Here is a 20957-nt window from a genome sequence, read left to right as displayed (position 1 = left end):
ACCGCGCCGCTCCATACCGGCCGCCGGGCGGGGTGTGGCCCCCGTCCGACGGCTCAGCCCACCGGGACCAGAGTGAGGTAGGCGATTCCGAGGACGTCCCGGTAGCCCCGGAGCCAGTTCGCCCGGTGGCTGTCGAGTTTGTCGCGGGTCTCCTCCGCCAGCGGGTGGTCCGGGTGGGTGGCCAGCCAGACCTCCTTGTCCGACTGGTAGCCGGACTCGAACGCCTCCCACTCGTCACGGTTCGCCGTCTCCACCCACGCGGGCCGGAAGCCGGCCTCCACCGCGCGGTCGACGAGCCCCGCCAGGTCGTCGTACTCGTCGGCACCGGCGTCCGGCCACATCGCGTCCAACTCGGTTCGCGTCGGAGGTCGTTGCCAGTAGCCCTCGGCGAGCAGGACCCGGCCGCCGGGTGTCACGAGCCGGCGCAGCGCGTGCAGGGCCTCGGTGGTGTGGTGGGGCGGCTCTGCGCCGCTGAGTGCGTGGCTGGCGCTGAGGCAGAGCACCAGGTCGGCGGGGGCGAGTTGGGCGTCGGTCGCGGACTGCTCCAGGAACTCGACGCGGTCGGCGAGGCCGCGGGTGGCGGCGTTCGTGCGGCCCCGGGCCAGGTCGTCGGCGTTGAGGTCGATGCCGCGTCCGGTCGCCTTGGGTGCCGCTTCGAGCACCCTCAGCATCAACTCGCCCCAGCCGCAGCCGATGTCCAGCACCGTGGAGGGACCGGCGAGCGCCAGCCGCTCGACGAGGTCCGCTGCGCGGGGCTCGGAGAGTGGGCCGTGGAAGGTGAGGCTGGTGAGACGGGGTGGGAGATCCTGGGTTTCGGTCATGGCGCGCAACGGTACGTCGGGCTGACCGCCCGCACGATCGAGTTTCTGCTCGGGTGAGGGCCGGCCGGCGCGTCGGGTCCGGCCCGGTGGCCGCTTCTCGCGCAGTTCCCCGCGCCCCTGGGTCGTTCGTCACGCGCGCCACCGTCGTGGCTGGTCGCGCAGTTCCCCGCGCCCCTGAGGCGTGCGCTGGCGCGCCGCCTCCCCGTCAGAGGCTGCGGCTCCGCCGCGCCTCTGTCGTTGATGAGATGGCGCACGAAGTGCGCATCTCAGGGGCGCGGGGAACTGCGCGAGAAGAGGCCACCGGGCCGCGGACGAAGAACTGCCCAGGGGCGCGGGGAACTGCGCGACCAGCCACCCACCGGCCCGCACCCGACGAACCCCGCATCAAGCCCCCCGCGGCACCCCCGTAGACCCCCGCACCATCAGCTCCCCGCCCACCACATCCACGCCACCGACCGGCGCGGCCTCCCGGCCCATCGCGATGCGGCCGGCCCGTGCCGCCGCCTCCGCGAGAGGGAGGCGGACCGTCGTCAGGGCCGGTACCGCGTCCACGCTGAAGGGGAGGTCGTCGAAGCCCGCCACCGAGACGTCCTCGGGGATGCGCAGCCCCGCCTCCCGAAGCGCCGCGCACGCGCCGAGCGCGACCGTGTCGTTGGCGGCCACCACGGCGGTCAACGTCGGCTCTCTGCGCAGGAGTTCGACCGTCGCCGTATACCCCGCCGAGCGGTCGTAGTCGCCGTGCACGACGAGCCCGGCCGACTCCTCGACCCCGGCGGCGGCCAGCGCCTCACGGTGGCCCTCCAGGCGGTCCCGGGTCGTCGTCCGCTCCTCGGGCCCGGCGACATAGCCGATCCGCCGGTGGCCGAGCGCGAGCAGATGCTCCGTCAACTCCCGGCCCCCGCCACGGTTGTCGAAGGTCAGCGCCACCGCACCGGCGTCCGGCACCGGCGGCCGCCCGCACAGCACCACCCGTGTACCGGCCTCCGCGAGCCGCCTCAACTTGCCCGCCACGGCCGTCACATGGGCCGCGTCCTCGATCGCCCCGCCGGTGAGGACGACCGCCGCCGCGCGCTGCCGCTGCAGCAGCGTGAGGTACGTCAGCTCGCGCTCCGGTGAGCCGCCCGTGTTGCAGACCACCGCGAGCCGTTCGCCGCCCGCGCGCCCGCCCGGGCCGACGATCTCCGACTGCACGGCGGAGGCCATGATCCCGAAGAAGGGGTCGGCGATGTCGTTGACCAGCACCCCGACCAGGTCGGACGTGGCGGCGGCGAGCGCGCTGGCCGGACCGTTGAGCACGTAGTCCAGCTCGTCCACGGCCTTCAGGACCCGCTCGCGGGTGGCGGCGGCGACCGGGTAGTTGCCGTTGAGTACGCGCGAGACGGTGGCGGGGGACACCTGCGCGCGGGCGGCCACGTCCGCGAGGGTCACGGTCATCGAGTCATCCTCCGACTGGTATGCGGCTGGTGTCCGCTGTCATCCGCCGCGTATCCGCTCTTGTCCGAGCGGCTGTGCAGAGGCTAGCTTCTCTGGAAACAGAAAGCGCTTGCTACGAGGTATCGAACGCGTGCGCAAGGCCGGACGAAGGGACTCACGTGACACGCAAGACGGTGCGCATCGCCATGAACGGTGTGACGGGGCGCATGGGCTACCGCCAGCACCTCGTCCGCTCGATCCTCGCGCTGCGCGAGGAGGGCGGGCTCGATCTCGGTGACGGCACGGTCCTGTGGCCCGAGCCGGTTCTGGTCGGCCGTCGCGAGCACGCGCTGAAGGCCATCGCCGAGCGGCACGGCCTGGACGAGGCGAACATCTCCACCGACGTGGACGCCGTACTCGCCGACGACAGCATCGACATCTTCTTTGACGCCGCGATGACCTCGACCCGCGAGGAGATCCTCAAGAAGGCGATCGCCGCCGGCAAGCACGTCTACACCGAGAAGCCCACCGCCACCGGCCTGGAGGGCGCCGTCGAACTGGCCCGTCTCGCCCGCGAGAAGGGCGTCAAGTCGGGCGTCGTGCAGGACAAGCTGTTCCTGCCGGGCCTGCTCAAGCTCAAGCGACTCATCGACGGCGGCTTCTTCGGGCGGATCCTGTCCGTGCGCGGCGAGTTCGGCTACTGGGTCTTCGAGGGCGACTGGCAGGAGGCCCAGCGCCCCTCGTGGAACTACCGCAGCGAGGACGGCGGCGGCATCGTCGTCGACATGTTCCCGCACTGGGAGTACGTGCTGCACGAGCTGTTCGGCCGGGTCACCTCGGTCACCGCGCTCGCCGCCACCCACATCCCCACCCGCTGGGACGAGAACGGCAAGCCCTACGACGCCACCGCCGACGACTCCGCGTACGGCATCTTCGAGATCGACGGCCCCCAGGGCCCGGTCGTCGCCCAGATCAACTCCTCGTGGGACGTGCGCGTCAACCGCGACGAGATGGTCGAGTTCCAGGTCGACGGCACCGAAGGATCGGCCGTCGCCGGGCTGCGCAACTGCCGTGTCCAGCACCGCAGTTCCACTCCCAAGCCGGTCTGGAACCCCGACCTCCCGGCCACGTACTCCTTCCGCGACCAGTGGCAGGAGGTCCCGGACAACACCGAGTTCGACAACGGCTTCAAGGTGCAGTGGGAGCTGTTCCTCCAGCACGTGTACAACGGCGCCGACTACCACTGGGACCTGCTCGCCGGCGCGCGCGGCGTGCAGATGGCCGAGCTGGGGCTGAAGTCGTCGGCCGAGGGCCGCCGCCTCGACGTTCCGGAGATCTCGCTGTGACCCTCCATCTCCCCACCCCCGACGGCGGGTTGAAGGCGTACGAGCCGCGCGCCGAGCCGCTCGCGTTCGACACCGGCGCGCCGCTCGCCTCCCGGGTCGTCTTCTCGGCGGCGCACGTCGTCGCCGACCCGTTCGCCGACACCACCCCCGACTCCCCGGCCGCCGTCGACTGGGACGCCACCCTCGCCTTCCGCCGCCACCTGTGGTCGCACGGGCTCGGCGTCGCCGAGGCGATGGACACCGCGCAGCGCGGCATGGGCCTGGACTGGGCGGGCGCCGCCGAGCTGATCCGGCGCTCCGCCGCCGAGGCGAAGGCGGTCGGCGGCCGCATCGCCTGCGGGGTCGGCACCGACCAGCTCACCGCGCCCGCACACGATCCGGCGGAGGTCAGGGCCGCGTACGAGGAGCAGCTCGCGCTCGTGGAGGGGACGGGCGCGCAGGCGATCCTCATGGCGTCGCGTGCCCTGGCCGCCGTCGCCCGCGGGCCCGAGGACTACCTCGACGTCTACGGGCACCTGCTCCGGCAGGCCGCCGAACCGGTCGTCCTGCACTGGCTCGGCCCGATGTTCGACCCGGCCCTGGACGGCTACTGGGGCTCGGCCGACCTCGACGCCGCGACCGAGACCTTCCTGGAGGTCATCGCCGCGCACCCGGACAAGGTCGACGGCATCAAGGTGTCCCTGCTCGACGCCCGCCGCGAGGTCGAACTGCGCCGCCGCCTCCCGCAGGGCGTGCGCTGCTACACCGGCGACGACTTCAACTACCCCGAGCTGATCGCGGGCGACGACCGCGGCTTCAGCCACGCCCTGCTCGGCATCTTCGACCCGCTGGGCCCGCTCGCCGCGCAGGCGGTCCGCGTCCTGGACACCGGCGACGTCAAGGGGTTCCGCGAACTGCTCGATCCCACGGTCGAGTTGTCGCGGCACCTCTTTCAGGCGCCGACCCGGTTCTACAAGACCGGCGTCGTCTTCCTCGCCTGGCTCTCCGGCCACCAGGAGCACTTCACGATGGTCGGCGGCCTCCAGTCGGCGCGCTCCCTGCCGCACTTCGCACGCGCCTACGAACTCGCCGACACGCTCGGCCTGTTCCCGAGCCCGGAGCTGGCCGAGACCCGCATGAAGCAATTGCTCGCCCTGTACGGAGTGACCACGTGAGCGCCGACCCGCTGTTCTCCATCAACCAGATGACCGTCAAGCAGCTCGGGCTGCCCGAACTCGTCGACGCGTGCGCCGAAATGGGGGTCCGCAACGTCGGCACGTGGCGCGAGCCCGTCCAGGCGTACGGCGTCGAGAAGGCGGCCGCGCTGCTCCGCGACGCCGGTCTCACCGTCACCACACACTGCCGCGGCGGCTTCCTCACCGCGCTCGACCCGGCCGAGCGCACCGCCGCGCTCGACGACAACAAGCGCGCCGTCGACGAGGCCGTCACCCTCGGCACCGACGTCCTGGTCCTGGTCTCCGGCGGCCTTCCCCCCGGCAGCCGCGACCTGGCGGGCGCCCGCGAGCGCATCGCCGACGGCATCGGCGTCCTCGCCCCGTACGCGGCCGAGCGCGGGGTGCGGCTCGCGATCGAGCCGCTGCACCCGATGTACGCGGCCGACCGCTGCGTGGTCTCCACCCTCGCCCAGGCCCTCGACATCGCCGAACGCTTCCCCGCGGACCAGGTCGGCGTCTGCGTGGACACGTACCACATCTGGTGGGACGACCAGGCGCCCGCGCAGCTCGCGCGGGCCGGCGCCCAGGGACGTATCGCGACGTTCCAGCTCGCCGACTGGACCACGCCGCTGCCCGAGGGCGTGCTCAACGGCCGGGGCCAGATCGGTGACGGCGCGATCGACATGCGGTACTGGCGCGGCCTGGTGGAACAGCAGGGCTACACGGGTCCCGTCGAGGTCGAGCTGTTCAACGACGGGCTGTGGGCGCGCGACGGCCGCGAGGTGCTGGCGGAGACCGCCGAACGGTTCACCCGGCACGCGGTGTAGGTCACCCCCCCCGGCGAAAGGGGGCGTGAGCCGTCCGCTTTCGCGCCCCTTGTGCGCCTCGTGCTCCCGCCGCTCATCTTCCTTCCAGATTTTTCCGCAACCCCGTGCAACCTTTGCGCCGCCACGTGGGTCGTTACTTGCGTCGGAATCCTGAGGGGGGAGATCTGGGGGGATCGAGGGATTCCGGCGCAGGGAGGGGAAAGCCCGAGGGGAGCCCGGTCCGTGGACCGGGCTCCCCGCCGGTTTCCGCCGTCAGGCCCCGGGGCCGGGCCTCAGAAGAAGACCCCGCACCGCAGCAGCACATTGGCGAACGGCCGCGCCTCCCCGGTCCGCACCACGAGCCTCGCCGACGCCGACAGCGCCTTCAGCTCCTCGTGCGTGACGTAGGAGAGATCCGGCACCCGCCCGGCGAGCAGCGCGGCCGCCTCCGGGTTCGCCGCCCGCACCTCACCGGCCGCCGTACCGCCCTCCACGACCAGCTCGTCGAGGAGGCCGTCGAGCACCTCCGCGAACGACGGCACCCCGGCCCGGAAGGCCAGGTCGACGACGCGCGGCCCGGCCGGGACCGGCATCCCCGCGTCGCACACGAGCACCCCGTCCCCGTGCCCCAACTCTGCTATGGCACCGGCCAGATGGCGGTTGAGTATTCCGGCCTTCTTCACAGGGACGCGACCTCGTCCGCCGTCGGGTACGAGGCCTGCGCGCCCTCCTTGGTGACGGCGGCGGCGCCGACCCGGGCCGCGTACGCCGCCGCCTCGGCCAGCGACGCACCCGCGCCGAGCCGCCAGGCCAGCGCCGCCGTGAAGGCGTCACCCGCACCGGTGGTGTCCACGGCCTTCACCTTCACCGAGGCCACCCGCTCCGCGCCGTCGGCGTCCGCGACCAGCGCGCCCTCGGCGCCGAGCGTGATGACGACCGAGCGCGGGCCGAGCGCGAGCAGCTGCCGCGCCCACTCCTCGGGGTCCGGGCCCGGCTCCGTACCGAGAATGACCTTCGCCTCGTGCTCGTTGACGATCAGCGGGTCGCACACCGCGAGCACCTCGTCGGGCAGCGGCGCGGGCGGCGACGGGTTGAGCACGAGCCGTGCCCCGTCGGCCAGCGACCGGGCCACCTCGGCGACCGTGTCGAGCGGGATCTCCAGGAGCGTGGAGACCACCGGCGCCGCCGCGAACAGCTCGCGCGCCTCCCGCACGTCGTCCGGCGTGAGCCGGCCGTTCGCGCCCGGCGACACCACGATGCTGTTGTCGCCCGACGGGTCGACGGTGATCAGCGCGACCCCGGTGGGCGCCCCGCCGACGAGGACGCCCGAGGTGTCCACCCCGGCCGACTCCATCGACGTACGGAGCAACTGCCCGTGCCCGTCGTCGCCGACCCGCGCGAGCAGCGCGGTGCGCGCGCCGAGCCGGGCCGCGGCCACCGCCTGGTTCGCGCCCTTGCCGCCCGGGTGGACCACCAGGTCGGAGCCGAGAACGGTCTCCCCGGCACCGGGGCGCCGGTCGACGGCGACCACCAGATCGGCGTTGGCCGACCCCACGACGAGGAGGTCATACGTGCTCATGCTCTGCCTTTCTTCGTGCACCGGTCTTCGTGACCGGGTCAGTTGAAGTCTGCCGCGTTCTTCGACGTCACGACCTTCACCGGCACCTTCACCGCCGGGCTGATCTTCTTGCCGTGGGCGGCGTTCACCGCGTTGCGCACGGCGATCTCGCCGAGTTCGCGCGGCTGCTGGGCCACCGAGGCGTACATCGTGCCCGCCTCGACCGCCTTGATGCCGTCGGCCTCGCCGTCGAAGCCGATGACCGGCACCGACTTCCCGGCCTTGGAGCCGAGCGCCTTGACCGCGCCGAGCGCCATCTCGTCGTTGGCGGCGATGACGCCCTGGACGTCGGGGTGCGCCTGGAGCAGGTTCGACATCACGTCGAGGCCCTTGGTGCGGTCGAAGTCGGCGGGCTGCTGGGCGAGGACCTTGATGCCCGGGAACTCCTTGAGGCCCTTCGCGAAGCCCTCGGCGCGCTCCCGCGCGGCCGACGTGCCGGCCTGGCCCTGAAGGATGACGATCTTGCCCTTGCCGCCCAGCTTCTCGGCCATCGTCTTCGCGGAGAGCACACCGCCCGCGACGTTGTCGGAGGCGACGAGCGTGGCGACCTTGCCCTGCTCCACCCCGCGGTCGACGGCGACGACCGGCATGCCGGCCTTGTTCGCCGCGGCGACCGAGTTGCTCGCGGCGGCCGAGTCGACCGGGTTGAGGACGATCGCGTCGAGGCTGGAGCTGGTGAAGTTCTGCATCTGGTTGGCCTGCTGCGAGGCGTCGTTCTGCGCGTCGGTGACGGTCAGGTCCACGCCCAGCTTCTTGGCCTCGGCCTGGGCGCCCGCCCGGATCTGCACGAAGAACGGGTTGTTGAGGGTGGACAGCGACAGGCCCACCTTCGGCTTGTCGGACGCCGACGAACCGCCGTGCAGGAAGGAGGTGGCGCCGACGATCGCGACGGTGACGACCGCCGCGAGCCCGTACGTCGCCGCCTGCTTGCCCTTGCCGCCCCCGCCGCCGGAGGTCACCGGAGTGGCCCCGGCCTTGCGGCGGAGCGTGTCGAGCAGCACGGCGAGCGCGATGACGACACCGATGACGACCTGCTGCCAGAAGGCGGACACCGACAGGAGGTTGAGGCCGTTGCGCAGCACCGCGAGGATCAGCGCGCCGATCAGCGTGCCCGACGCCTTGCCCGTGCCACCGGCCAGCGAGGCACCGCCGATGACGACGGCGGCGATCGCGTCCAGCTCGTAGCCGTCGGCGGCCTGCGGCTGCGCCGAGGAGAGCCGGGAGGCGAGCACGATGCCCGCGGCGGCGGCGAACAGGCCCGACAGCGCGTAGATGACGAGCTTCTGCTTCTTCACGCGCAGCCCGGACAGGCGGGCCGCCTCCTCGTTGCCGCCGATCGCGTACATGGCGCGGCCGATGTACGTACGGCCGAGGATCACGGCGGCGATCAGGCCCATGACGACCATCACGAGCACCGGCACCGGCAGCCAGCCGCCGAGCGTGTCACCCAGGTGCGAGACCGAGTCGGGGAACGGGATCGGCGAACCGTCCGATATCACCAGCGCCAGACCGCGCCCCACCGACAGCATCGCGAGCGTCGCGATGAACGGCGGCAGCTTCCCGTACGCGATCAGGAAGCCGTTGACGAGACCGGCCACGATGCCGGTCGCGACGGCGAGGACGACGGCGAGCACGACCGGCACGCCGTGCTGCGTCGCGCTCCACGCCAGTACGGTCGCGGACAGCGCGGCCACCGAACCGACCGACAGGTCGATGCCCGCCGCGACGATCACGAAGGTGACACCGAAGGCGAGGATGGCGGTCACGGCCGCCTGGACGCCGATGTTGAGCAGGTTGTCGGTGGTCAGGAAGTCCCCGGACAGCGCGGAGAGCGCGATGACGAGGACGATCAGCGCGGTCAGCGCGCCGTTGTCGAGCAGCAGTTTGCGCAGCCCGGCGGCACCACTGGTGCCCGGCTTGCCCTTGAGCGTGTCAGTGGCCACGACGGGCCTCGCTTTCGTCGGTCGTTTCGTCGGTCGTGGCAGTGGCAGCGACAGCGGCTGTGGAGACGGCGAGGGCCATCACGGAGTCCTGGGTGGCGTCGGCGGCGGCGAGTTCACCGGCGATCCGGCCCTGCGCCATGACGAGCACGCGGTCGCTCATCCCGAGAACCTCGGGCAGATCGCTGGAGATCATCAGCACGGCGTGACCGGCGGCGGTCAGCTCGTTGATCAGCTGGTAGATCTCGACCTTGGCGCCGACGTCGATGCCGCGCGTCGGCTCGTCGAGGATCAGCACCTTGATGTCGGCGAGCAGCCACTTGCCGATGACGACCTTCTGCTGGTTGCCGCCGGACAGCGTGCGCACGTGCTGGCCGAGGCCCGCCATCCGCACGCCCAGCTGGGCGGCGATCCGGTCGGCGGCCTCGTGCTGGCCCTTGCGGTCCACGAACCCGCCGCGGGTGGCGGCGCGCAGCGTCACGAGACCCAGGTTCTCCTCGACCGACTGGTCGAGCACCAGGCCCTGGCCCTTGCGGTCCTCGGGCACGAGCCCGACGCCCGCGGCCATGGCGGCGTTCACGTCGTGACGCGGCAGGGCCGCGCCCGCGACCTCCACCGAGCCCTTGTCGTACGGGTCCGCCCCGAAGACCGCGCGCACCACCTCGGTGCGCCCGGCGCCGACGAGCCCGGCGATGCCGACGACCTCGCCGGCCCGCACCTCGAAGGACACGTCGTGGAAGACGCCGTCGCGGGTCAGCCCCTCGACCTTCAGCAGGGCGCTGCCCGTTTCGGGCCGCTCACGCGGGTACTGCTGCTCGATCGACCGGCCCACCATGAGCCGTACGAGCTCGTCCTCGGGGGTCGACGCGGGGACCTGGCCCACACTCCGACCGTCCCGGATCACGGTGACCCGGTCACCCAGGGCGGCGATCTCCTCCAGGTGGTGCGTGATGAAGACGATGCCGACACCGTCCTCGCGCAGCGCGCGCACGATGGCGAACAGCTTGTCGACCTCCTCCGAGGTCAGCACGGCGGTCGGCTCGTCCATGATCAGCACACGCGCGTCCAGGCTCAGCGCCTTCGCGATCTCCACCATCTGGAGCCGGGCGATGCCGAGTTCGCGTACGCGCGCGCGGGGCGACACGTTCACGCCCACGCGCGCGAGCAGCTTCTCGGCGTCGGCCTCCATCCGCTTGCGGTCGACGAGACCGAAGCGGCGCGGCTGCCGGCCCAGGAAGATGTTCTCGGCGACGGTCAGATCGGGGACCAGGTTGAACTCCTGGTAGATCGTCGCGATGCCGAGCCGCTCGGCGTCCTGCGCACCATGGATACGGACCTGCTCGCCGCCCGCGAGGATGCGGCCCTCGTCGGGGGTGTAGGCGCCGGAGAGCATCTTGATCAGCGTGCTCTTTCCGGCCCCGTTCTCACCGAGCAGGACGTGCACCTCCCCGCGGCGCAGGTCGAAGTCGACGCTGTCGAGCGCGACGACACCGGGGAAGGTCTTCCGTATCCCTTCGATACGCAGCAACTCGTCCGGGTTGCTCACCGGTTGCTCCTCTCCATTGAGGTACGCGGTTGTGGGTTTTCGTCCCTGTACGTGAGGGGGTCAGGCGGGGGCGCCGCAGGAGCGGCGCACGACGAGGGCGGCGGGCAGGGTGACCGAGGCCGGGGTGCGGCCCTCGATCCGGTCCACCAGGGCCCGTACGGCGGCCCGGCCCAGTTCGCCGGTCGGCTGGGCGATCGCCGTGATCGGCGGATCGGTGTGCACGAACCAGCGGATGTCGTCGAAGGCGGCGAGCGCGATGTCGTCCGGAACGCGCAGCCCGCGCGCGCGGATCGCGTCCAGCGCGCCGAGCGCCATCAGGTTGTCGGCGGCGAAGACGACCTGCGGCGGCTCGGGCAGGTCCAGGAACCCCTCGGTCACCCGGCGCCCGCTCTCCGCCTGGAAGTCGCCCTGCCCGATGTAGGCGTCCGGCAGCTCGATCTCGTACGAGGCGAGCGCCTCCCGGAAGGCGTCGACGCGCTCGCTGCCGGTCGTCGTGGCGGCCGGGCCCGCGATGATCGCGAGGCGGCGGTGGCCGAGCCCGTGCAGATGCGCGACGAGGTCCCGCACGGCGGCCCGCCCGTCGGAGCGCACGACCGGCACCTCGACGCCGGGAATCCACCGGTCGACGAAGACCATGGGTGTCCCGGCCCGCGCGGCGTCCAGCATCAGCGGGGAGCCGCCGTCGGTGGGGGAGACGAGCAGTCCGTCGATGCGCCGGTCCAGCAGGGTGCGCACATGGTGGTCCTGGAGGTCGGGGCGCTCGTCGGCGTTCCCGATGATCACGCTGTAGCCGAGGGCCCGCGCCTCCTCCTCGACGGAACGGGCCAGTTCCCCGAAGTACGGGTTCAGCACATCGCTGATGACGAGGCCGAGCGTGCGGGTCTGGTCGGTGCGCAGGGAACGGGCCACGGCGTTGGGCCGGTAGCCCAGCGCCGCCACGGCGTCCATCACGCGCGTCCGGGCGTCCGGGCTCACCGACGGGTGGCTGTTGAGCACCCGCGAGACCGTGGCGACGGAGACCCCGGCCGCGGCCGCGACGTCCTTGATGCTCGCCATTGAGCGGTTCCCTCCGTGTCAGGCAGCGGGGCTCATGTGACCGGGGTGCGGCGCACATGTGCGTGGAATCGATTACATCGACCCATGTGAGGGATTGGAATCGATTACACGGGTACCTGGCAACCCCTGTTCCGGTTCTCGTGACCGGATCGTGATGGGAGCGGGGGAGATGTCGGTGCCGCGTGCGATGGTGGAGGCCGGACAGGAACGGCATCTCGGAGACGGAGCACAGGACCGTGAACCACGCGCAGCTCACCGCACTCGGCCGCGCCCTGCGCGTGCTCGGGGAGCACGGCGAGAAGCTGACCGGCGACACCCCGGACGACGTGCTCCACGAGGTGCGCGGTGACCTGACGCGCGCGCTCGACCGGCTCGACGACGCGACGACGGGCGAGAAGCCGTCGACCCGCTGCAAGGAGCATCCGTACGGCCCGGTCGAGACGGCCGCCCCCGATCTCTGCCTGCTCTGCGAGACCCGCCGCCGCAAGGCCCACCGCTCGCAGATCTCCGGGGACTACGGCGGCCCGGCGCCCCGCCCGACCGACGACCGCCCGGTCCTGTCGCGCTACGGCACCCGCGAGGACCGCCCCCAGCCCCAGCAGCGCTGGATCCCGGAGATGTGGAACGGCCAGGTGTGGCAGCTCTGCGGCACGCCCCGCCACGACCGCCGCGAGGCGGACATGTACCTCGCGGCCCAGCGCCGCCGGCCCGACGCGGCGATGGCGTACCGCCTGGTCCACGAGTTCACGGACTATGAGGTGGTGCGGGTGTGGGGGACGCCGGTGCGGGTGGATCCGGAGCCGATGGGCGGGGTCTAGGGCGCCTTCGGTCGGGTGCGGGCCGGTGGGGGCTGGTCGCGCAGTTCCCCGCGCCCCTGAGATGCGCACTGCGTGCGCCATCTCATCACCGGAGGCCTACGGCCTCCTGAGAGAGGCGCACGCCCGAGCCGGAGAGGCGGCGCGAAGCGCCTGCCTCACAGGGGCGCGGGGAACTGCGCGAGAAGCGGTCACCGGGCCGCGGACGAAGAACGACCCGGGGGCGCGGGGAACTGCGCGACCAGCCACGGCGGGAGCCGCGCACGAGCACACCCCGGAGCCGGTGGGCGCCCCGGGCTCGGTGGGTCAGGCTCGGCCGCCGGTCGAGGCGAACCCCAGCCAGGTATGCCGGTTCCCGGCCCAGCACCAGCCGACCTTCGGGGCCCCGCGCCGCTCCCGTCCGTCGCGCCCCGTGCCGTTGCTGATCCAGAGCGCGGGGGTCCGCGCGTCCAGCGTCCCGTTCGCCTTGCGCAGCCGGGAGCCGATCGTCATGAAGCAGTGATTGCGCTCCAGGGCCGCGGGCTGCTGGAGCACCCAGTGGATGCCCTCGGTGAGTAGCAGGGGAGTGCGGCCCTGCCCGGTGAGCGCGGAAAGTGCCTCGTCCGGGCTCCAGTTGGCCATCTCGTCGCCCCGGTCGGGCCGGTCGACGAGATAGAGCGGCGCGTCGGGCAGATCCGCGACGGCGTCGACCGGCGCGAAGAGGTCGACGTCCGTCATGTCGACCACGACGAACCCGGCCCGGTCGTCGCGGCGCAGCAGCGGCGCGAGGGCGGAGGCGGGCGCCCGGTCCGGGTGCACGGCGAGCAGGGCGCCCGCGCCGGCCGTGCCCTCGGCGGCCCGGGCGAAATCGAGCAGCGCGGCGGCGTCGAGCCCGGCGATCGCGTGGACGCCGAGCTCCACCAGCCGCTCGGCCTGGACGGTCGGTGACGGCAGCAGGGGCAGTGCGGTACTGGTGGTGCGGGTGCTGTCGGACACGGAACTCCCTCGGGGCAGGGCGCGTACGGCGGACGTGCCCACAACGGGCGGCCCCTCCCCGTGAGTTCCCCCGGCACCCGACACCGCTCACTTTCCGTCGCGGTCCTCGGCGAGGGTGTACCCGACCAGCGCGTTGGCGTGCCCGTGGCCGAGCCCGTGCTCGCTCTTCAGCCAGCCCACCAGCTCCATGTGCTTGGTGAGCGGCGAGGAACGGATGAGGTCCTGCCAGTACGCGATCGGCTGCCCGTACTTCTTCTCGATGGACGGGAAGTAGCTGGCGGGTCCCTTGACGGCGGGGGTACTGGTCATGGCGGGTAACTCCTGTCTCGGTCACGCTCCCGGTGCGGGATGCTGCCTGTATGACCGGGCACCGGCGCCGAACTCATCGCTCGTCGGGGACTCCCGCGCTGTCGGTGGGCACCGCTACCGTCGGATCATGACCCAGCAAGCGGCGGGGACGCGCACCATGGCGGTACTCGAAGGCGTCCTGGAGCGGATCACGTACGCGAACGAGGAGACGGGATACACCGTCGCGCGCGTGGACACCGGCAGAGGCGGCGGCGATCTGCTCACCGTCGTCGGCTCGCTGCTCGGGGCGCAGGCGGGGGAGTCGCTGCGGATGGAGGGGCGTTGGGGCTCCCATCCGCAGTACGGAAAGCAGTTCACGGTGGAGAACTACACGACCGTGCTGCCCGCCACCATCCAGGGCATCCGCCGCTATCTCGGCTCGGGCCTGGTCAAGGGCATCGGGCCGGTCTTCGCCGACCGGATCACCCAGCACTTCGGGATCGACACCCTCGACATCATCGAGCAGGAGCCGAAGCGGCTCATCGAGGTGCCGGGGCTCGGCCCGAAGCGGACGAAGAAGATCGCCGACGCGTGGGAGGAGCAGAAGGCCATCAAGGAGGTCATGGTCTTCCTCCAGTCGGTCGGGGTGTCGACCTCCATCGCCGTCCGTATCTACAAGAAGTACGGGGACGCCTCCATCGGCGTCGTGAAGAACCAGCCGTACCGGCTCGCCGCCGACGTCTGGGGCATCGGCTTCCTCACCGCCGACCGCATCGCCCAGTCCGTCGGCATCCCGCACGACAGCCCCGAGCGCGTCAAGGCCGGTCTCCAGTACGCCCTGTCGCAGTCCACCGACCAGGGCCACTGCTTCCTGCCCGAGGAGCGGCTGATCGCCGACGCGGTGAAGCTGCTCCAGGTCGACACCGGGCTCGTGATCGAGTGCCTCGCCGAGCTGGCCCTGCCCGACGAGGACTCCGGCGAGGTCGGTGTCGTACGGGAGCAGGTCCCCGGGGAGGACGGGGTGACCCCGGTGACCGCCGTCTATCTCGTCCCCTTCCACCGGGCCGAACTCTCGCTCTCCGCCCAGCTGCTGCGGCTGCTGCGCACCGACGCCGACCGGCTGCCCGCCTTCCGGGACGTCGCCTGGGACAAGGCGCTGGCCTGGCTCGCCGACCGGACCGGGGCGGATCTCGCGCCCGAGCAGGAGGAGGCCGTCCGGCTCGCGCTGACGAAGAAGGTCGCCGTGCTGACCGGCGGCCCCGGCTGCGGCAAGTCGTTCACCGTGCGGTCCGTGGTGGAGCTGGCCCGCGCGAAGAAGGCCAAGGTGGTGCTCGCGGCGCCGACCGGGCGGGCGGCCAAGCGGCTCGCCGAGCTGACCGGCGCCGAGGCGTCCACCGTCCACCGGCTGCTCGAACTCAAGCCCGGCGGTGACGCCGCGTACGACAAGGACCGGCCGCTCGACGCCGATCTCGTCGTGGTCGACGAGGCGTCCATGCTCGACCTCCTCCTCGCCAACAAGCTGGTCAAGGCCGTCCCGCCGGGCGCCCATCTGCTGTTCGTGGGAGACGTGGACCAGCTGCCGAGCGTCGGCGCGGGGGAGGTGCTGCGCGACATGCTCAGCGACGGCAGTCCGGTCCCCGCGGTCCGCCTCACCCGCATCTTCCGCCAGGCCCAGGAGTCCGGCGTCGTCACCAACGCCCACCGCATCAACTCCGGTGTGCCGCCGCTGACCCAGGGCCTCAAGGACTTCTTCCTCTTCGTGGAGGAGGACACCGAGGAGGCAGGCCGGCTCACCGTCGACGTGGCCGCCCGCCGCATCCCGGCCCGGTTCGGCCTCGACCCCCGGCGGGACGTGCAGGTGCTCGCCCCGATGCACCGCGGCCCGGCCGGCGCCGGGAATCTGAACGCGCTGCTCCAGCAGGCCGTCACCCCCGCCCGCCCCGACCTGCCCGAGAAGCGGTTCGGCGGCCGGGTCTTCCGCGTCGGCGACAAGGTCACCCAGATCCGCAACAACTACGAGAAGGGAGCGAACGGCGTCTTCAACGGCACGGTCGGCGTCGTCACCGCACTCGACACCGACGAGCAGAAGCTCACCGTCCGCACGGACGAGGACGAGGAGGTCGAGTACGAGTTCGACGAGCTGGACGAGCTGGCCCACGCCTACGCCGTCACCATCCACCGCTCCCAGGGCAGCGAGTACCCATGTGTGGTCATTCCGGTCACCATGAGCGCGTGGATGATGCTCCAGCGCAATCTCCTCTACACGGCCGTCACGCGCGCGAAGAAGCTGGTCGTGCTGGTCGGGTCGAGGAAGGCGCTGGCGCAGGCGGTGCGCACGGTTTCGGCGGGTAGGCGCTGTACTGCGCTGGATTTCCGGCTGGCGGGCGCGACTCCTCAAAAGATTTGATCGATCAAACGAGTCGCAAACGTCACAGGGCACTTCCGGAACCAGGGTGATAGGGGGCAGGATGGGCAGGCTGGCGGCACTGAGTGCCGCCAATCGGTCCAATGGACGACCCCGAGTGCACTCTGCTGGGCCAAGTGGGGGATGGTAGAGACAGTCAGGGCACCTCGAAGAAGAGGCACTACGTCGGTGAGGGACGAGACGTGAGCGAGCACAACGACAAGGCTGTAGTACTGCGGTACGGCGACGGCGAGTACACCTACCCGGTGATCGACAGCACCGTCGGCGACAAGGGCTTCGACATCGGGAAGCTCCGGGCCCAGACAGGACTGGTGACCCTCGACAGCGGATACGGCAACACCGCCGCCTATAAATCCGCGATCACCTACCTCGACGGCGAAGAGGGCATCCTCCGCTACCGCGGCTACCCGATCGAGCAGCTGGCCGAGCGCTCCACCTTCGTGGAGGTGGCCTACCTGCTGATCAACGGCGAGCTGCCCACCGTGGACGAGCTCTCCACCTTCAAGAACGAGATCACGCAGCACACCCTGCTGCACGAGGACGTCAAGCGGTTCTACGACGGGTTCCCGCGCGACGCCCACCCGATGGCCATGCTGTCGTCGGTGGTCTCCGCGCTGTCCACCTTCTACCAGGACAGCCACAACCCGTTCGACGAGAAGCAGCGCCACCTCTCGACGATCCGCCTTCTCGCCAAGCTCCCGACGATCGCGGCCTACGCGTACAAGAAGTCGCAGGGCCACCCGGTGGTCTACCCGCGCAACGACCTCGGCTACGTCGAGAACTTCCTGCGCATGACGTTCTCCGTGCCGGCCGCCGAGTACGAGCTGGACCCGGTCGTCGTCTCCGCGCTGGACAAGCTGCTCATCCTGCACGCGGACCACGAGCAGAACTGTTCGACGTCCACCGTGCGCCTGGTCGGCTCCTCGCAGGCCAACATGTTCGCGTCGATCTCGGCGGGCATCTCGGCCCTCTGGGGTCCGCTGCACGGCGGTGCCAACCAGTCGGTCCTGGAGATGCTGGAAGGCATCCAGGCCTCCGGCGGCGACGTCGACACCTTCATCCGCAAGGTGAAGAACAAGGAAGACGGCGTGAAGCTCATGGGCTTCGGGCACCGCGTCTACAAGAACTTCGACCCCCGGGCGAAGATCATCAAGGCGGCGGCGCACGACGTCCTCTCGGCGCTCGGCAAGAGCGACGAGCTGCTGGACATCGCGCTCAAGCTGGAGGAGCACGCGCTGGCCGACGACTACTTCGTCGAGCGCAAGCTCTACCCGAACGTCGACTTCTACACCGGCCTGATCTACCGGGCCATGGGCTTCCCGACCGAGATGTTCACGGTCCTCTTCGCCCTCGGCCGCCTGCCGGGCTGGATCGCCCAGTGGCACGAGATGATCAAGGAGCCCGGGTCGCGCATCGGCCGCCCGCGCCAGATCTACACGGGCGTCGTCGAGCGCGACTTCGTTCCGGTCGAGCAGCGCTAGTCGCTCCGCTCGGGGTCGGGTGAACGATCGCGCCGCTTCGGTGCGGTCGTCTCTCGGCCGCGGCTCTCGCCGTGGCCGGTCGCGCAGTTCCCCGCGCCCCTGCCTGCGCTGATCCACTCTGCGCCCGAGAGGGCCAGGTAGTAGAAAGCGCCCCGCTGTCAGTCCCCCCACGGGCCGACAGTCGGGGCGCTTTCCTTTTCCCGGTTCGGATTCCCCCCACGGGATCCGGCCGGGCGTCTGTGGTGCGTCGGTCGCCGAAGCACGTACGAACGGGTGGGCCGCTCAGCTTCCCCGGTGCACGTGCCCCGGCCAACGCATTCGGGACCGTCCCCCAAGACGGGCCCGCTCGATACGGAAACGCCCCCCAAGACGTTCCTGCATCGCCTCCTTAGACTCACGAGACCTGCAAAGGGTTACGTTCGGATCAGTGTGATCTGCGTCTCTTGCATATGTCCTGTGCGTGCGCAAGAGGACCGATATGGGGATATCGGCTCCTGCGTGGGAGTGCTGCAATTGTGCCGTGTGGATTGTGTGGAGGTCCAGGCGTAACTAGGTGAACTTGCGAACTCGAACGCTGTTTGTAACCACAAACACGGATGAGAGCGCCATAGCGGACCCCCGAACGGCGGTCAGACCCGGCCCACCAGCTCGTAACCGGCCTCGTCGACCGCCTCGCGGACCGCTTCCTCGTCCAGCGGGGCCGCGGAGACGACCGTGACCCGGCCGGTGGCCGCGGCCGCCGTGACCGAGGCGACGCCGTCGAGCTCGGAGATCTCGCCGGCCACGGCGCCCTCGCAGTGGCCGCAGGTCATGCCCTTGACCTCGTAGACGGCGGTGACGGCACCCTCGGTGGCCGGGGCGGCGTCCGAGTGGCAGGCACCGCCGCAGCAGGAGCCGGCCGGCTCGGCGTCGATCTGCGGAAGCTCGGTGTGGGCGCTCATGTCGTTCTCCTGGAGGGGCGTGGAGTACTGGGTGCCGGGTACCCCCGGCACCGTCTGACGCGCACGACCCTATACCCCTAGGGGGTATTTTTCCAAGAAGGATCGCGCCGTGCGAGCGAACGCGCCCAGGCGAGTCCGAGGAGCGAGACGAGGACGAGCCCGCCGATCGAGAACAACGTGAAGAGATGCTTCTGGGAGTCGGTCGGCTCCGGGATGTACCCCTGCGCGAAGAGGCTGCGGTCCAGGTCCGACGTGGTCAGCCGGACCACCAGCCACAGGGCGATGCCGTGCATCGAGTCCCACAGGGCGTGCAGCAGGGAGACGCCGAGGTACGTGAGGATCACCGGGCCGGCGAAGCGGTAGCGGCCGTTGGGCTTGCGGAAGGAGAGCAGCACCGCGCCGGAGATCGCCGTCCACAGGCCGTGGCCGAACGGGGCGAGCAGCCCGCGCAGCACCTCCGTCTCCAGGAGCGAGCGCAGGTCGATGCCCTTCATGGTGACCGCCGCGTTGAACGCGTAGCCCGCGCTCTCGAACGCCGCGAAGCCGAAGCCGACCGTGGCGCCCAGGATCAGACCGGCGCGCAGCCCGCTGACGCGCGGATGGCGGTGGAGTACGTACACCAGCGCGGCCAGCTTGACCGCTTCCTCGATCAGGCCGACCCCGACGAACATCCAGAGGGAGGGGTGGACGAGGTAGTACTCCATGACCGAGGCCCCGAGCACGCCGAGGATGCCGCCGATCAGGAAGCAGCCCAGGATCAGGTTCACGCCCAGGTCGCGGCCGTGACGCTCGTACGCCCACAGGACGAAGACCGCCGGAACCAGGAAGCTGCCGAGCAGGATGAGGGTGGGCAGCAGGGTGGTGTTCTTCGTGGCGTACGTGACCACCGCCGTCAGCACCCACAGCGCAAGGCCGCCCCACAGACAGCGCCGCCACAGCCCGCTGCGGATCTGGGGTCCGGGCGGCGCGGGCTGCTGCGGGATCCGCGCCTGCGGTGCCCCGGAGGGCTGGTGGTTCGCCACGGTGGTCCTCCGACTTCCCTGCAACTGACAGTGCTTACGGGTGATTTGTCGGAATCTTATGGTAGACAGCCGCTATGTCGCAGCCCGGGACGCTCATTCTGATCATGGTCATCGCGGTCCTGGCACCGCTCCTGGCCTACGGCGCCGGGCGCTGGCTGCCCGTCCCGCTGGTGATCTTCGAGATCCTGCTCGGCATCCTGGTCGGCCCCGACGCGCTGGGCTGGGCCACCAGCCACGGGCAGGTCGTGGACACCCTGTCCGACCTCGGGCTCGCCATGCTCATCTTTCTCGCCGGGTACGAGATCGAGTTCGACAAGATCCGCGGCGGCACCCTGAAACGGTCCGTCTGGGCCTGGATCGTCGCGCTCGCCGTCGGGCTCCTCCTGGCCATCGCGCTCGCCGACTGGTCGTACGCCAAGGGCGTCTACATCGGCACGGCCCTCACCAGTACGGCCCTGGGAACCATCCTCCCCGTCCTGCGCGACTCCGGGGACCTGCACTCGCGCTTCGGTTCCGTGCTGATGGCGTTCGGCGCGGTCGGCGAGTTCGGGCCGATCATCGCCATGGCGCTGCTGCTCAGCGGGCGCTCGCCGCTCGACTCGGCGCTGCTCCTGCTGGCCTTCGCCGTGCTCACCGCCCTCGCCGTGCTGTGGGCGATGCGGCCGCGGCCGCCGTGGTTCTCGCGGGTCATCGCGAAGACCCTGCACAGCAGCGGACAGTTCGCGGTACGGCTGGTGGTGCTGCTGCTCGCGCTGATGCTCGGCCTCTCGCAGGCGCTCGGCGTGGACACGCTGCTCGGGGCGTTCGCCGCCGGGATGATCGTCCGCCTCGTGCTGCACGGCGCCGCGCCCGAGAGTGCCGACGAGGTCCTCGGCAAGGTCGAGGCGATGGGCTTCGGGTTCCTGGTGCCGGTCTTCTTCGTCGTCACCGGGATCGAGTTCGACCTGAAGGCGCTGCTGGACGGCGGCACCGCGCTGCTCCTGCTCCCGGTCTTCCTCGTCCTGTTCCTGGTGGTGCGCGGCCTGCCGGTGTACGCCCTCGCGCCGGCCGACCTGATCGGCCGCGACCGGCTCGCCCTCACCGTCTTCTCCTCGACCGCGCTGCCGCTCGTCGTCGCCATCACCACCATCGGAGTGGAGGACGGCGCGCTGCCCACGGACGTGGCGGCCGCTCTGGTCGGCGCCGCCATGGTCTCCGTACTGGTGTTCCCGCTGCTCGGGCTGAAGCTGCGGGCCGGCAAGGGGGAGCGGGCGCTGCCGCAGGGGCCGGTGAAGGGGGCCGAGTCCTGGTGAGGGGGTGACGGATCATCG

Annotated in this window: 18 protein-coding genes; 7 read left to right on the top strand and 11 right to left on the bottom strand. The window is 71.2% G+C overall.

From position 1 onward, the window contains the following. Window positions 1-53 precede the first annotated feature (53 nt). Both K377_RS19615 and K377_RS19610 read right to left on the bottom strand, forming a co-directional pair. Window positions 54-821, bottom strand: a complete 768-nt coding sequence (locus K377_RS19615) for a cyclopropane-fatty-acyl-phospholipid synthase family protein (protein WP_111664717.1) — start codon at window positions 819-821, stop codon at window positions 54-56. A gap of 384 nt (window positions 822-1205) precedes the next feature. Further along, window positions 1206-2255 (bottom strand): LacI family DNA-binding transcriptional regulator, encoded by a 1050-nt coding sequence (locus K377_RS19610; RefSeq protein ID WP_111664716.1) that lies wholly within the window; start codon window positions 2253-2255, stop codon window positions 1206-1208. A 158-nt stretch (window positions 2256-2413) separates the two neighbouring features. On the opposite strand from K377_RS19610, the gene K377_RS19605 reads away from it, so the two are divergent. The 3 genes from K377_RS19605 to K377_RS19595 are packed head-to-tail and all read left to right on the top strand — an operon-like array spanning window position 2414 to window position 5561. Then, window positions 2414-3580 carry a Gfo/Idh/MocA family protein gene (locus K377_RS19605; RefSeq protein ID WP_111664715.1) on the top strand — a complete coding sequence of 389 codons (1167 nt, stop codon included), beginning with the start codon at window positions 2414-2416 and terminating at the stop codon, window positions 3578-3580. Beyond that, the gene (locus tag K377_RS19600; protein ID WP_111664714.1) at window positions 3577-4734 is read left to right on the top strand and encodes a dihydrodipicolinate synthase family protein; all 1158 of its coding nucleotides are present in this window, start codon (window positions 3577-3579) and stop codon (window positions 4732-4734) included. The genes K377_RS19605 and K377_RS19600 overlap by 4 nt, the downstream gene beginning before the upstream one ends. Before the next feature lie 29 nt (window positions 4735-4763). Beyond that, a complete protein-coding gene (locus K377_RS19595) occupies window positions 4764-5561 on the top strand; it encodes a sugar phosphate isomerase/epimerase (protein ID WP_111664875.1) in 798 nt (265 codons plus the stop codon). 272 nt (window positions 5562-5833) lie between these two features. On the opposite strand, the gene rbsD is transcribed toward K377_RS19595, so the two are convergent. Genes rbsD through K377_RS19570 form a run of 5 tightly spaced genes read right to left on the bottom strand, consistent with a single transcriptional unit; the run spans window position 5834 to window position 11700 of the window. Next, window positions 5834-6223: a D-ribose pyranase gene (rbsD, locus tag K377_RS19590; protein WP_111664713.1), complete on the bottom strand. Its 390-nt coding sequence runs from the start codon at window positions 6221-6223 to the stop codon at window positions 5834-5836. Further along, entirely contained in the window at window positions 6220-7119 is a 900-nt protein-coding gene (locus K377_RS19585; RefSeq protein ID WP_111664712.1) for a ribokinase, read from the bottom strand. The genes rbsD and K377_RS19585 overlap by 4 nt, the downstream gene beginning before the upstream one ends. Window positions 7120-7157: 38 nt before the next feature. Then, entirely contained in the window at window positions 7158-9101 is a 1944-nt protein-coding gene (locus tag K377_RS19580; protein ID WP_111664711.1) for a substrate-binding domain-containing protein, read from the bottom strand. After that, window positions 9091-10644 (bottom strand): sugar ABC transporter ATP-binding protein, encoded by a 1554-nt coding sequence (locus tag K377_RS19575; RefSeq protein ID WP_111664710.1) that lies wholly within the window; start codon window positions 10642-10644, stop codon window positions 9091-9093. Before K377_RS19575 ends, K377_RS19580 begins: the two co-directional genes overlap by 11 nt. Window positions 10645-10704: 60 nt before the next feature. Next, complete coding sequence (locus K377_RS19570; RefSeq protein ID WP_111664709.1) at window positions 10705-11700, bottom strand: LacI family DNA-binding transcriptional regulator; 996 nt, start codon at window positions 11698-11700, stop codon at window positions 10705-10707. Between the two features lie 236 nt (window positions 11701-11936). On the opposite strand from K377_RS19570, the gene K377_RS19565 reads away from it, so the two are divergent. After that, the gene (locus K377_RS19565; protein ID WP_111664708.1) at window positions 11937-12518 is read left to right on the top strand and encodes a hypothetical protein; all 582 of its coding nucleotides are present in this window, start codon (window positions 11937-11939) and stop codon (window positions 12516-12518) included. A gap of 303 nt (window positions 12519-12821) precedes the next feature. Here K377_RS19565 and K377_RS19560 read toward each other — a convergent pair whose 3' ends face one another. Both K377_RS19560 and K377_RS19555 read right to left on the bottom strand, forming a co-directional pair. Then, on the bottom strand, window positions 12822-13490 hold the full coding sequence (locus tag K377_RS19560; RefSeq protein ID WP_111664707.1) for a DUF5701 family protein: 669 nt from the start codon (window positions 13488-13490) through the stop codon (window positions 12822-12824). Between the two features lie 87 nt (window positions 13491-13577). Beyond that, window positions 13578-13799 carry a DUF4287 domain-containing protein gene (locus K377_RS19555; protein ID WP_111664706.1) on the bottom strand — a complete coding sequence of 74 codons (222 nt, stop codon included), beginning with the start codon at window positions 13797-13799 and terminating at the stop codon, window positions 13578-13580. Window positions 13800-13926: 127 nt separating this feature from the next. Between K377_RS19555 and K377_RS19550 the strand changes: the two genes are divergently transcribed. Further along, window positions 13927-16185, top strand: a complete 2259-nt coding sequence (locus tag K377_RS19550; protein ID WP_111664705.1) for an ATP-dependent RecD-like DNA helicase — start codon at window positions 13927-13929, stop codon at window positions 16183-16185. 200 nt (window positions 16186-16385) lie between these two features. Then, the gene (locus tag K377_RS19545) at window positions 16386-17684 is read left to right on the top strand and encodes a citrate synthase (RefSeq protein WP_111664704.1); all 1299 of its coding nucleotides are present in this window, start codon (window positions 16386-16388) and stop codon (window positions 17682-17684) included. Window positions 17685-18313: 629 nt separating this feature from the next. Here the strand turns inward: K377_RS19545 and K377_RS19540 are convergent. Then, on the bottom strand, window positions 18314-18625 hold the full coding sequence (locus tag K377_RS19540; RefSeq protein ID WP_111664703.1) for a heavy-metal-associated domain-containing protein: 312 nt from the start codon (window positions 18623-18625) through the stop codon (window positions 18314-18316). A 77-nt stretch (window positions 18626-18702) separates the two neighbouring features. Continuing rightward, window positions 18703-19647, bottom strand: coding sequence for a PrsW family intramembrane metalloprotease (locus K377_RS19535; RefSeq protein ID WP_111664702.1), 945 nt, complete (start codon window positions 19645-19647; stop codon window positions 18703-18705). Window positions 19648-19721: 74 nt separating this feature from the next. Here K377_RS19535 and K377_RS19530 point away from each other — a divergent pair, with 74 nt between their 5' ends. Next, entirely contained in the window at window positions 19722-20939 is a 1218-nt protein-coding gene (locus K377_RS19530) for a cation:proton antiporter (RefSeq protein WP_111664701.1), read from the top strand. Window positions 20940-20957 lie beyond the last annotated feature (18 nt).

Origin of the sequence: Streptomyces sp. PsTaAH-137 (assembly GCF_003259365.1) — a bacterium.
GTDB lineage: Bacteria > Actinomycetota > Actinomycetes > Streptomycetales > Streptomycetaceae > Streptomyces.
The sequence above is the reverse complement of the archived record's forward strand: the minus strand, read 5'-3'. Positions and strand labels throughout refer to the sequence as shown.

Coding starts and splice junctions, on each gene's coding strand:
- K377_RS19615 (WP_111664717.1), bottom strand. CDS start 821: ATGACCGAAACCCAGGATCTCCCACCCCGTCTCACCAGCCTCACCTTC.
- K377_RS19610 (WP_111664716.1), bottom strand. CDS start 2,255: ATGACCGTGACCCTCGCGGACGTGGCCGCCCGCGCGCAGGTGTCCCCC.
- K377_RS19595 (WP_111664875.1), top strand. CDS start 4,764: ATGACCGTCAAGCAGCTCGGGCTGCCCGAACTCGTCGACGCGTGCGCC.
- K377_RS19585 (WP_111664712.1), bottom strand. CDS start 7,119: ATGAGCACGTATGACCTCCTCGTCGTGGGGTCGGCCAACGCCGATCTG.
- K377_RS19570 (WP_111664709.1), bottom strand. CDS start 11,700: ATGGCGAGCATCAAGGACGTCGCGGCCGCGGCCGGGGTCTCCGTCGCC.
- K377_RS19555 (WP_111664706.1), bottom strand. CDS start 13,799: ATGACCAGTACCCCCGCCGTCAAGGGACCCGCCAGCTACTTCCCGTCC.
- K377_RS19550 (WP_111664705.1), top strand. CDS start 13,927: ATGACCCAGCAAGCGGCGGGGACGCGCACCATGGCGGTACTCGAAGGC.
- K377_RS19540 (WP_111664703.1), bottom strand. CDS start 18,625: ATGAGCGCCCACACCGAGCTTCCGCAGATCGACGCCGAGCCGGCCGGC.
- K377_RS19530 (WP_111664701.1), top strand. CDS start 19,722: ATGTCGCAGCCCGGGACGCTCATTCTGATCATGGTCATCGCGGTCCTG.